10 protein-coding genes, 2 rRNA genes and 1 other annotated feature (2 of these 13 cut by a window edge) are annotated in these 13,066 nt (G+C 39.1%); all 12 genes read right to left on the bottom strand.

The window, feature by feature from the left end; all coding sequences use genetic code 11:
- Positions 1-145: a binding site (T-box leader), on the bottom strand (it extends 105 nt beyond the left edge of the window).
- Between the two features lie 47 nt (positions 146-192).
- A complete protein-coding gene (gltX, locus tag QRE67_RS00555; RefSeq protein ID WP_286123088.1) occupies positions 193-1,650 on the bottom strand; it encodes a glutamate--tRNA ligase in 1,458 nt (485 codons plus the stop codon).
- An 89-nt stretch (positions 1,651-1,739) separates the two neighbouring features.
- Positions 1,740-2,216 (bottom strand): 2-C-methyl-D-erythritol 2,4-cyclodiphosphate synthase, encoded by a 477-nt coding sequence (gene ispF / locus QRE67_RS00550; RefSeq protein ID WP_286123087.1) that lies wholly within the window; start codon positions 2,214-2,216, stop codon positions 1,740-1,742.
- Between the two features lie 123 nt (positions 2,217-2,339).
- Positions 2,340-3,014 carry a 2-C-methyl-D-erythritol 4-phosphate cytidylyltransferase gene (ispD, locus tag QRE67_RS00545; protein ID WP_286123086.1) on the bottom strand — a complete coding sequence of 225 codons (675 nt, stop codon included), beginning with the start codon at positions 3,012-3,014 and terminating at the stop codon, positions 2,340-2,342.
- 16 nt (positions 3,015-3,030) lie between these two features.
- Positions 3,031-4,137, bottom strand: coding sequence for a PIN/TRAM domain-containing protein (locus QRE67_RS00540; protein ID WP_286123085.1), 1,107 nt, complete (start codon positions 4,135-4,137; stop codon positions 3,031-3,033).
- A 160-nt stretch (positions 4,138-4,297) separates the two neighbouring features.
- Entirely contained in the window at positions 4,298-5,371 is a 1,074-nt protein-coding gene (gene disA, locus QRE67_RS00535) for a DNA integrity scanning diadenylate cyclase DisA (protein WP_286123084.1), read from the bottom strand.
- Positions 5,372-5,374: 3 nt separating this feature from the next.
- Positions 5,375-6,751 carry a DNA repair protein RadA gene (gene radA / locus QRE67_RS00530; RefSeq protein WP_286123083.1) on the bottom strand — a complete coding sequence of 459 codons (1,377 nt, stop codon included), beginning with the start codon at positions 6,749-6,751 and terminating at the stop codon, positions 5,375-5,377.
- 99 nt (positions 6,752-6,850) lie between these two features.
- Positions 6,851-9,286, bottom strand: coding sequence for an ATP-dependent protease ATP-binding subunit ClpC (gene clpC, locus QRE67_RS00525; RefSeq protein WP_286123082.1), 2,436 nt, complete (start codon positions 9,284-9,286; stop codon positions 6,851-6,853).
- A 22-nt stretch (positions 9,287-9,308) separates the two neighbouring features.
- Positions 9,309-10,373, bottom strand: a complete 1,065-nt coding sequence (mcsB, locus tag QRE67_RS00520) for a protein-arginine kinase McsB (RefSeq protein ID WP_286123081.1) — start codon at positions 10,371-10,373, stop codon at positions 9,309-9,311.
- A 4-nt stretch (positions 10,374-10,377) separates the two neighbouring features.
- Positions 10,378-10,926, bottom strand: coding sequence for a protein-arginine kinase activator protein McsA (gene mcsA, locus QRE67_RS00515; RefSeq protein ID WP_286123080.1), 549 nt, complete (start codon positions 10,924-10,926; stop codon positions 10,378-10,380).
- A gap of 173 nt (positions 10,927-11,099) precedes the next feature.
- Positions 11,100-11,561 (bottom strand): CtsR family transcriptional regulator, encoded by a 462-nt coding sequence (locus QRE67_RS00510; RefSeq protein WP_286123079.1) that lies wholly within the window; start codon positions 11,559-11,561, stop codon positions 11,100-11,102.
- Between the two features lie 219 nt (positions 11,562-11,780).
- Positions 11,781-11,896: ribosomal RNA gene (gene rrf, locus QRE67_RS00505) — 5S ribosomal RNA — on the bottom strand.
- 49 nt (positions 11,897-11,945) lie between these two features.
- Positions 11,946-13,066, bottom strand: a 23S ribosomal RNA gene (locus QRE67_RS00500); it runs 1,801 nt beyond the window's last position.

Here is a 13,066-nt window from a genome sequence, read left to right as displayed (position 1 = left end):
TGATGACGTTTCCCGAAACTCTTCGTTGTTGGGCAGAAGACTCGAAGGGGCATTTCAAAAATCCGCTTATAAACCACTTCCAGCCAAATGGTGGTTCTCTCTGTAAAAAGCCTGATTTTCTACTTCTCCTTCTCGTCGCTTTTCCTTATTAGGTTTTAAGTATTTTTATTATATTTCTAAATTCGTAAAATGTTAACCAATTACTTTATGAATACGATTTAAAACTTTTTCTTTTCCAAGCAATGCAATTGCATTCGGAAGTTCTGGACCATGTGTTTGACCAGTAGTCGCAACACGAATTGGCATAAATAAACCTTTACCTTTATGACCAGTCTCTTTTTGAACAGCTTTAATTGTAGCTTTAATTGCTGCAGGCTCTACTTCTTCTAATGCTTCTAGTCCTGCTGCAAATGCGCGAAGTACTTCTGGTACTTGCTCACCTTTTAATACTTCTTGTCCTTCTTCTTCATAGTCCACATGGTCTTTGAAGAACATGTCAGAAAGTTCTACAATTTCAGCGCCAAAACTCATTTGATCATGATATAAAGCTATTACATCGCGAACCCAATTCATTTCTTGTTCACTTAGGTTTTCACTTACGCGACCAGCTTTCACTAAATGTGGCAAGCTTAGCTCAACAACACCATCTAGATCTTGCTTTTTCATATATTGGTTGTTCATCCATTTTAATTTTTGAGAATCGAATAATGCAGGTGATTTTGATAAACGAGCTGCATCAAACATTTCGATAAACTCATCTTTAGAGAAGATTTCTTCTTCTCCTACTGGTGACCAACCTAGTAATGCGATAAAGTTAAAGATTGCTTCTGGAAGATATCCAAGCGATTCATATTGTTCAATGAATTGAATAATGGATTCATCGCGTTTACTTAATTTTTTGCGACTTTCGTTTACGATTAATGTCATATGTCCGAATTCCGGGATATCCCATCCAAATGCTTCATAAATCATCATTTGTTTCGGCGTATTAGAGATATGATCATCACCACGAAGAACATGTGTAATTTCCATTAAATGATCGTCTACTGCTACTGCAAAGTTGTAAGTTGGAATACCATCTTTTTTCACAATAACGAAGTCACCAAAATCATTTGAGTGGAAAGCTACTTCATCCTTTACGATATCTTTGAATGTATAGTCGCGGTCTGCTGGCACGCGGAAACGAATGCTCGGAATACGACCTTCCGCTTCAAATTGTTTCTCTTGTTCTTCTGTTAAATCACGGTGATTTCCTGCATAACGAGGTGTTTCACCGCGAGCGATTTGTCCTTCACGCTCTGCTTCTAGCTCTTCTTCTGTCATATAACATTTATAAGCTAAACCACGCTCTAATAAATCTTCATATAACTTTTTATAAATATCTAAACGTTCCATTTGACGATACGGTCCATATTCACCGCCAACATCAACACCTTCATCCCAGTCCATACCGAGCCATTTCAAGTATTTTAATTGACTTTCCTCACCGCCAGCAACGTTACGTTTTACATCAGTATCTTCAATACGAATAATGAACTTGCCATTTTGATGACGAGCAAATAAATAATTAAATAATGCCGTACGCGCATTTCCGATATGTAAGTGTCCTGTTGGACTTGGCGCATAGCGCACTCTCACTTGCTTTTCCATAGTTGGTACACCTTCCAATCTTAATGTCAACACATTCTATAATTGTACACCAAAAAAATACGATTATCCATCTTACAACTCAAAAACAACTATTTTTTCTGTAATAATACAACTGCTTGAGAAGCAATTCCTTCTTCTCTTCCCGTAAATCCTAATTTTTCAGTTGTTGTTGCTTTCACATTAATATTGTCTATAGACGTTTCTAGCAATTCACTAATACGTTTACGCATACTTTCAATATATGGTGCCATTTTTGGTTTCTGTGCAATAATTGTACAATCTAAATTTCCTAATTCATATCCTTGCTCACGTACAAACTCCCAAACTTTTTGTAGTAACACAGCTGAGTCTGCATCTTTAAAGGCAGGATCTGTATCCGGAAAATGCTTTCCGATGTCACCTGCAGCAATTGCTCCTAGACATGCATCAGCAATTGTATGTAAAAGTACATCCGCATCTGAGTGACCTAACAATCCTTTTTCATATGGAATTGTAATTCCACCTAGAATTAATGGTCTTTCTTCTGCAAATTCGTGTACATCAAAACCTTGTCCAATTCGAAACATTTTTACATCCTCCTTGAGCTAAACTACTGAACTTTATGAACTTATATTATATCGATGACTCTATTAAGAAAAGCCCGGCAACTACCGAGCTTTTCTTAGCATATTATACCACCGCAACCATTTCTACTGAACACGTAGAAAACTTTCGGCAATCAATAAATCTTCAGGAGTTGTTACCTTAATATTGTAGTAACTCCCCTCTACTACACCTACTTTTTCACCTAACCGCTCTATTAGACTCGCGTCATCCGTGCCAAAGAAGCATCCTTGTTTCGCACTCTTATGTGCTTCCAATAAAAGCGGAACATAAAATCCTTGGGGTGTTTGTACCGCTCTTAACTGAGAACGTTCAACTGTTTCAACCACCGTATTCTGTTCTACTTTTTTCACCGTGTCTTTAACAGGTACCGCACAAATCGAGGCACCCTTTTGCTTCGCTGCTTCCAATACATGATGAATCATTTTGCTCGTCACAAATGGACGTGCCCCATCATGTACTAGGACATAATCGACATGTTCTACGTGTTGAAGCGCATTATACACGCTATCTTGTCTTTCAGCTCCACCATGAATAAACTGAACACTCTTTTGAATACGATATGTCTGAATTAATTCGGAAAAATAAGAACGTTCTTCTTCATTAATCGCCATAATAATATTTTTACATGCTTCATCTTTCTCAAAAGCACGTAATGTATGCACAATAATAGGTACTTCATTAATAAGTAAAAACAATTTATTTTTACCAGCACCCATTCGTTTTCCTTGGCCTGCTGCTGGAATAATTAATGTATACATGCTAATAACCCTCTACTTACAATGCTTTTTCTAATAATTTACGTTTCGCAAAAATCATGCGACCAGCCGATGTTTGCAGTACACTCGTAACAAGTACAGCAAGTTGTGAACCAACGTACTCTCTACCATCTTCTACGACAATCATTGTGCCGTCATCTAAATAGGCAACACCTTGATTTTGCTCTTTTCCGTCTTTTACGACATACACGCTTAATTCCTCACCAGGAAGGACAACCGGCTTAATTGCATTGGCTAGATCATTGATATTTAAAACGGTTACTCCTTGTAGTTCAGAAACTTTATTTAAATTAAAATCATTCGTTACAACAGTACCGCCCGTTATTTTCGCTAATTTTACAAGCTTACTATCTACTTCTTGAATGTCTTCGAAATCACCTTCATAAATCTCTACTGGAATCGGCATTTCCTTTTGAATGCGATTTAGTATATCTAATCCTCTTCGGCCACGATTACGTTTTAACGCATCGGAAGAATCAGCAATATGTTGCAACTCCTCTAGCACAAACTGAGGAATCACAATTGTTCCTTCTAAAAACTTTGTTTGGCAAATATCAGCAATACGTCCGTCAATAATTACACTTGTATCAAGTATCTTCCAATGTGAAGAAGACTTTTCTGCTTCTGTATCTTCATTTTCGCTATTATTATTCTTCTTCTTACCTCCGCGCTGTGGTAATGTAAATAACCCTAGCAATTCATTTCTCTTTTTAAATCCTACTTGGAATCCTAAATAGCCAAGTAAAAGTGTAAAGAAGATTTGCAATACGGTGCTAATGACTGGAATTGTAAATTCACGAATTGGTATCAAAATTAAATATGCAACAATAAGACCTGAAATTAATCCTAGCGTGCCAAATAAAACATCTGTTACAGGAGCCTTTACAAGGGCTTCCTCAATATGTTTAATAAGTTGAACGATATAATCTACAAGCCAAAATGTTGTTAAAAATAAAATAATTGCACCAATAATTGCACGAACATAAGAACCTTCAAGCAAAGGGATTGCACCAATGTCCAATACATTAATAACTTTTGGGATCAGAAAAATCCCTAACGCTCCACCAATTACTAAAAAGAAGAGCTGTACGATCCGTCTTAACATCCAACCACCTCCTACTCATTATTAACCATTGTTTTGCTACTCAAAACGCCGAATGCAAAAGCGGACGTGTCTTTTCATAAATTGCTTTATTTACCAATATATCATATCATATACCAAAAATGTTTGAGTGTCGTTATATTGTGGAATCAATGTAATATTCTTAATTGTGTCTACTCATATATAGGTGCTCTTGGATTCGTTTTAAGCCTTCCCGTATTTTTTTCGCTCGAACTTCTCCAATTCCTTCTACATCATCTAAATCACTGATGGTCGCACGGCAAATCCCTTGCAGATTTTTAAATCGATTAATTAAATTTTCAATAATCAGAGGTGGGACTCTAGAAATTTTACTCGCAATCCGGTACCCTCTTGGCGTAACACTTTCCTCTAAACTCGTTTGTCCAGAATAGCCAAGCAGTTTGACTAAATCACTATCTTCTAATAGCTGTGCATTCGCAAGTTCTTGTAATTTTTTTAGGATTTGATAGTGGTCTTGCGTTTTTTCTTGGTAATAATCTTTAATTAATAACGCTGCCTCTGCTTCCAAATCTGCTAAGAGCTCGGTAAGCTGTAACCGAATGAGTCTACCTTCTGTCCCCAGTTCATGAATATAGCTAAGGATTTCATTCTTAATACGAAGCACCATCTCAACACTGTGTAAAACATGGACAACTTCAGACAGTGTAACGACTTCTTCAAATTCTAGAATACCCAAATTTGTGATACCATCATTCCATACTGCTTTATATTTTTCTAACGTTTGAATCGCCTGATTTGCTTTTGTCAAAATAACACCTATGTCTTTTAATGTATAACGTAAGCTTCCTTGATATAACGTAATGACATTACGCCTTTGTGAAATAGCGACAACAAGACTGGCCGTTTGCTTTGCCACTCGCTCTGCAGTACGATGACGCATCCCTGTTTCAATAGAATCAATAGATGCATCCGGAACCAACTGTGCATTTGCGATTAAAATTTTACTTCCCGTCTCATTTAAAATAAGAGCTCCATCCATTTTTGCTAGTTCATATAAGCTCGCAGGGGAGAATGCACAATTAATGTGAAATCCTCCATCGACAATACTTTTAATTTGCTCGTTGTACCCAAGGACAATTAAACCACCTGTTTGCGCACGAAGTACATTATCTATTCCTTCTCGTAACGGTGTCCCTGGTGCAACAAGCTGTAAAATATTAATCATACTTTTGACTCGTTGCTTGTTTTCTTCCATAGCCTAGCCTCCTAATATCAAACGAAGCGCCTCTCCTATATTGGACACACCGACCACTTCAATCCCATCTGGAATTGTCCAGCCACCCAAATTCTTGCGCGGGATAATAACTCGTTGAAATCCTAATTTAGCCGCTTCTTGTACCCGTTGTTCAATTCGTGATACCCTCCGTACTTCACCTGTTAAACCAACTTCTCCTATCACAGCATCTCCCGGCGCAGTTGGTTTATCTCGAAAGCTAGATGCAATACTTAAGGCAACCGCTAAGTCAACGGCTGGTTCATCTAACTTTATTCCACCAGCAACCTTTAGATAGGCGTCTTGATTTTGCAATAATAGTCCCGCTCTTTTTTCTAATACCGCCATAATAAGTGATACACGATTATGATCGATTCCTGTAGCCATTCTTCGCGGATTTCCAAAACTAGTAGGAGAGATTAATGCTTGTATTTCTACTAACACAGGTCTTGTTCCTTCCATAGAAGCAACAACTGTAGAGCCGGCGACCCCAACAGGTCTTTCCTCTAGAAATATTTCAGAAGGATTTAACACTTCCGAAAGACCCAATTCCTTCATTTCAAAAATTCCCATTTCATTTGTGGAACCAAAACGATTTTTTACTGCTCGTAAAATACGATATGTATGATGACGATCTCCTTCAAAATAAAGAACCGCATCCACCATATGCTCTAACATACGAGGTCCAGCAATCGCCCCTTCTTTCGTTACATGCCCCACGATAAAAATAGGAATTCCTTTCGTTTTTGCAAGTTTCATCAACTCTGCTGTACATTCACGTACTTGCGCGACGCTTCCTGGCGCCGAAGTCACTTCCGGTAAATGAATCGTTTGAATGGAATCAATGACAACAAATGAAGGGTTCATTTCATCTATATATGTTGCAATTCGCTGTAAATCTGTTTCCGAAACAACAAATAAATTATTTCCATTTACGTGCAGACGATCTGCGCGTATTTTAATTTGCTTTGCTGATTCTTCACCAGATATATACAACACATCATAGGAGGAGTCTGCTAGTTGCGATGATATTTGTAGTAATAATGTTGATTTTCCAATCCCAGGGTCTCCTCCAATAAGTACAAGGGAACCATCTACAATTCCTCCACCAAGTACACGATTAAACTCTTGAAATTTCGTTTCAATACGTGCTTCTGATTTCGTTTCTACTTCTGTAAGACGACGTGGCTTCGTTACTTCTGATTGAATCGCATTTGCATAGTTAATACGACGTGATGATACAACTGGTTCTATCTCCTCAACAAGCTTATTCCATTGCCCGCATCCGGGACACTTCCCCATATATTTCGCCGATTGATACCCACATTCTTGACATATAAATTTCGTTTTCTTTTTAGCCATTGTGTTTTACGCTTCACTTCACTTTCATATGTATATATACATATATTTTTCTCGTACAAGAAAGAGGGCTATCATTTAGCCCTCTTCGTTTGTCTATACTTATTTTACCTTTTCTGCACTGCGAATGACAAATGATTCTCCTTCAGTATCAAAAACAACTTTTTGACCTTTCTCAATCGCTCCTTTTAGAAGCTCTTCTGATAATCGATCCTCCACATGTTTTTGAATTGCTCGGCGGAGTGGACGAGCACCGTACTCTCGGTCAAATCCTTTATCAGCAATGGCTTCAATTGCCGCGCTTGTTAACTCTAAATCAATTTCGTTTTCTTTTAAGCGTTTCACTAATTGATTAACCAGAAGGATTACAATTTCTTGAATATGTTTTTTCTCAAGCATATGGAAGACAATAATTTCATCGATACGGTTTAAGAACTCTGGACGAAATGCCTTTTTCAGTTCATCCATTACTTTTCCTTTCATATCTGAGTAATCACGGCTCTCATCTTGCACATTAAAACCAAGATGTTTATTACGTTTTAACGCCTCAGCGCCAACGTTAGATGTCATAATTACAATCGTATTACGGAAATCAACTGTACGTCCTTTAGAATCTGTTAAACGACCATCCTCTAACACTTGCAGTAAAATGTTAAATACATCTGGATGTGCCTTCTCTACTTCATCTAATAGAACAACAGAATATGGTTTACGACGAACTTTTTCTGTCAGTTGACCACCTTCTTCGTATCCAACATATCCTGGAGGAGATCCCACTAAACGAGAAGTAGAATGTTTCTCCATGTACTCAGACATGTCAATACGGATCATTGCATCCTCATCACCAAACATAGATTCTGCTAACGCACGTGCAAGCTCAGTTTTACCTACACCAGTCGGTCCTAAGAAAATAAATGAGCCAATCGGACGTTTTGGATCCTTCAGACCAGCTCGCGCACGGCGCACTGCTTTTGCTACCGCAACAACCGCTTCATCTTGACCAATTACACGATCATGTAAAATGGATTCTAGATTCAACAATTTATTTGTTTCTGTTTGTGCAAGTTTAGAAACAGGGATACGCGTCCATGTAGAAACGACATTTGCAATATCTTCTACTGTCACTTCCGAGTTTTCTTTTCCTTGCTGCTCTTTCCATTGGCGTTTTGTTTCTTCTAATTTTTCACGTAAACGTTGTTCCATATCACGTAAGGAAGCTGCCTTCTCAAATTCTTGACTTTGTACAGCTGCATCCTTTTCTTTGCGAATTTCTTCAAGTTTGACTTCAAGTTCTTTTAAATTTGGTGGTGTTGTATAAGAACGTAAGCGTACTTTGGAAGCAGCTTCATCGATTAAATCAATTGCCTTATCTGGTAAGAAACGATCTGTAATATAACGGTCAGCAAGCTTTACAGACGCTTCAATTGCATCATCTGTAATAGAAACACGGTGATGCGCTTCGTAACGATCACGTAATCCTCTTAAAATTTGAACAGATTCTTCTAAGCTTGGTTCATCAACATGAATCGGTTGGAACCGTCGCTCTAATGCTGCATCTTTTTCAATATATTTACGGTATTCATCTAGCGTTGTCGCCCCAATACATTGCAGTTCCCCGCGCGCTAAAGATGGTTTTAAAATATTAGATGCATCAATCGCACCTTCTGCACCACCCGCACCGATTAATGTATGAAGTTCATCGATAAATAAGATAATATTACCCGCTTGGCGAATTTCATCCATTACTTTCTTTAAGCGATCTTCAAATTCACCACGATATTTCGTACCAGCAACAACGGTTCCCATATCTAATGTCATAACACGCTTATCACGTAAAGTTTCAGGAATTTCATTGTTTACAATTTGTTGTGCTAATCCTTCTGCAATTGCTGTTTTACCTACGCCGGGTTCCCCGATTAGCACTGGGTTATTTTTCGTTCTACGGCTTAGCACTTCAATTACACGTTGAATTTCTTTACTGCGGCCAATAACAGGATCTAACCGTCCTTCACGTGCAACAACTGTTAAATCACGTGCTAAACTATCAAGTGTTGGTGTATTCGCACTTGCTGAAGCACCGCCTTGATGACCCGATGTTGCCTCATTGCTTCCAAGAAGCTGCAGTACTTGTTGTCTTGCCTTATTTAAACTTACACCTAAGTTATTTAAAACGCGTGCCGCTACTCCTTCACCTTCACGAATCAATCCAAGTAGAATATGCTCCGTTCCGACATAAGAATGACCAAGTTTACGTGCCTCATCCATTGATAACTCAATTACTTTTTTTGCACGAGGTGTGTAATGTACCGTTTGAGACATTTCTGTTCCACGACCGATTAATGCTTCTACCTCTTTTTGCACCTTTTCTGGACTTAACCCAAGAGCAACTAATGCTTTAGCCGCAATTCCTTCACCTTCGCGTACAAGCCCAAGTAAAATATGTTCTGTTCCAATATTATTATGACCAATGCGAATTGCCTCTTCTTGAGATAAAGCTAATACCTTCTGTGCTCGTTCTGTAAATCTTCCAAACATCATAGAAATCGCCTCCTACTTGCGCTCAATTTTGTTCAATTCTTAATCTTTCACGGATTAAAGTCGCTCTACGATAATCTCTTTCCCCAGGCTGTAGGGGACCACCGGCATATTGCTGCAAGATTCCTGGCTGAGTAAGTACCATTAGCTCCGTTAAAATATGCCTTGATACATTTTTTATATAACCAAGATCAATGCCAAGTCGTATATCCGATAGACAAGTAGCTGCCTCAGCAGATTGAATTAAACGACTATTGGCTAATACACCATAAGAACGATATACTCGATCTTCAAGTTCAATACTTGAATTTTTCGTAACCATCTCTCGCGCTGCTCTTTCTTGCTGTATAAGCTGATAAACAACACTCTTTAAGTCTTCTATAATATCTTCTTCTGACTTTCCTAATGTCATTTGATTGGAAACTTGAAATATATTACCTAAGGCTTCGCTACCTTCACCATAAATTCCTCTTACAACTAAACCTATTTGTTGAATTGCTTGTATGATACGGTTTATTCGTTTCGTCAAAACAAGCGCTGGTAAATGGATCATTACAGAAGCTCGTAATCCCGTACCAACGTTTGTAGGACAACTTGTAATGTAACCAATTGATTCATCAAAAGCATATTCAACCGCTTCTTCAATCCAATCATCCATTTGATTTGCACTTTGGAGTGCTTCTGATAATTGTAGCCCCGGGAACAAACACTGAATTCGCACATGATCTTCTTCATTAAGCATCACACTTATCTGTTCGCCTTCTGATAATAGACAAGCACCCAATTCTGTTCCAGCAAGATTGGGACTAATTAAATGTTTTTCTACTAAAACTCTTCTTTGAAGCGGCTGAAGTTCATTCATTTTTAATAGTTCGAACGTCCCGAAGGATTTCGATGTTTCATTAGCAAACTTCGATTGAAACATCTTGATGATCTGCTTTGCTTCTTTATCAGTTTGCATAGTAGGGAAATGATAATCTTTTAAATTACGAGCCAAACGAACACGACTACTTAAAACAATATCGGAATCAGGACCATCTCCCCTCATCCATGGGCTAATTGCTTCATTCATAATTCGATCCAGTGACATAGAATTATTCCCCCTCTCTATGCTCACTAAGCTGATTTTCAATGCCTCGAATTTGATCACGGACCTGAGCCGCTTCTTCAAACTCTTCTTGTTGTACACATCGCTTTAATTTTAGTTTTAGTTCATCTAATTCTTTCTTTAGATGAATATTTCCTCCTGTACGCTGTGGAATTTTTCCACAATGATGTGTATGACCACCATGAAGACGTTTTAACATAGGCTGTAGTTGATCCTTAAATGTTTCATAACAGGAAGAACAACCAAAGCGACCCATTTTAGCAAATTGTTGATATGTCATATTACACGTTGGACATCGCAATACCTTTATATCCGAAAAACTATCTTCCTGTTTTTCAAACATCGATTGTTCCCCGTGTAGTAATCCAGCTAATAAGTCATGAAAAGAATAACTAGATTGTGGTGATTGAAAGAAAGACGTATAGCCATTTTGTTCAGCACATTGCTCACAAAGATGAACTTCCGTCTTTTGTTCATTTATTACTTTTGTAACATGTAAAGCTGCTGGTCTTGTATTACAATTTTGACAAATCATCGAATCCCCCCACCTTTACAATAGGAACGAGTTATTCCATGAGACTTTTCATACATTACTAGATTTTATTTTCTCCATTCAAACTATTCTATGAGAAAAATACACATTACCTGTGAAAAAGTCTCATTATGAAATGAATAACCAGTGAAAACACTTCTTAACAAAAGCTGTATTTATTTATATTTCAACGTTCTTAACATTGCGCATAATATCCGAGCCCTAAGTTCATCTCGAAAGGGTAAATCCATTAATAATACGGATCGATCTAACACGCTTAGCATAAGCTTTGCTTCGCTTTTTGTCACAATATCCTCTTCAACTAAACGTATGACAATACTTTCTGCATTTCCTTGCGCAATACTACGCTCAATCATATGAAGCATTTGATCAATAATGTCTATATCGTCATGCAATTTGACTTTGATAATGCGAATGTAACCTCCTCCACCTCGTTTGCTTTCAACTAAAAATCCTCTTTCTAGCGTAAAGCGGGTATTGATTACATAATTAATTTGAGACGGCACACAATCAAACCTATCGGCAATCTCATTTCTCTTAATTTCAATCACATTATTATTGCTTAAGTCAATAACTTGCTTTAGATATTGCTCAATGATATCAGATATATTTCTCATTTATCCGCCACCTTTATTGACTTTGACTATCTTTGACTTTAATTATATACGTATTAAAGAAATTTGCAACTCTTTTGCCTCTTCACTATAGTAGCCAAATTTTTTGTTCCTTAATCACCAAATTCGTATTTTATTTAATGAAAGTTTCTTCCTCCCAACTGAGAAGTCAAAACTTTTTATATACAAAAAAGACGAGTCATTATGACTCGTCTAAAGGTTGCTTGGCGACGTCCTACTCTCACAGGGACAAGGTCCCAACTACCATCGGCGCTAGAGAGCTTAACTTCCGTGTTCGGTATGGGAACGGGTGTGACCTCTCTGCCATCATCACCAAACTGATGAAGGTATATTCCTTCAAAACTAGATAACATTGCTTCATATTATATGGTTAAGTCCTCGATCTATTAGTATTCGTCAGCTCCACATGTCACCATGCTTCCACCTCGAACCTATCAACCTGATCATCTTTCAGGGATCTTACTAGCTTACGCTATGGGAAATCTCATCTTGAGGGGGGCTTCATGCTTAGATGCTTTCAGCACTTATCCCTTCCGCACATAGCTACCCAGCTATGCCCTTGGCAGAACAACTGGTACACCAGCGGTGCGTCCATCCCGGTCCTCTCGTACTAAGGACAGCTCCTCTCAAATTTCCTGCGCCCACGACGGATAGGGACCGAACTGTCTCACGACGTTCTGAACCCAGCTCGCGTACCGCTTTAATGGGCGAACAGCCCAACCCTTGGGACCGACTACAGCCCCAGGATGCGATGAGCCGACATCGAGGTGCCAAACCTCCCCGTCGATGTGGACTCTTGGGGGAGATAAGCCTGTTATCCCCGGGGTAGCTTTTATCCGTTGAGCGATGGCCCTTCCATGCGGAACCACCGGATCACTAAGCCCGACTTTCGTCCCTGCTCGACTTGTAGGTCTCGCAGTCAAGCTCCCTTATGCCTTTGCACTCTACGAATGATTTCCAACCATTCTGAGGGAACCTTTGGGCGCCTCCGTTACACTTTAGGAGGCGACCGCCCCAGTCAAACTGCCCACCTGACACTGTCTCCCGGGTCGATGAGACCCGTAGGTTAGAATTTCAATACAGTCAGGGCGGTATCCCACCAGCGCCTCCACCGAAGCTAGCGCTCCGGTTTCAATGGCTCCCGCCTATCCTGTACAAACTGTACCAAAATTCAATATCAGGCTACAGTAAAGCTCCACGGGGTCTTTCCGTCCTGTCGCGGGTAACCTGCATCTTCACAGGTACTATAATTTCACCGAGTCTCTGGTTGAGACAGTGCCCAAATCGTTACACCTTTCGTGCGGGTCGGAACTTACCCGACAAGGAATTTCGCTACCTTAGGACCGTTATAGTTACGGCCGCCGTTTACTGGGGCTTCAGTTCAGAGCTTCGCTTGCGCTAACCCCTCTCCTTAACCTTCCAGCACCGGGCAGGTGTCAGCCCCTATACTTCGCCTTACGGCTTCGCAGAGACCTGTGTTTTTGCTA

This window comes from Bacillus sp. DX3.1 (assembly GCF_030292155.1).
Taxonomy (GTDB): domain Bacteria; phylum Bacillota; class Bacilli; order Bacillales; family Bacillaceae_G; genus Bacillus_A.
This window is presented reverse-complemented; position numbering and strand designations above follow the sequence as displayed.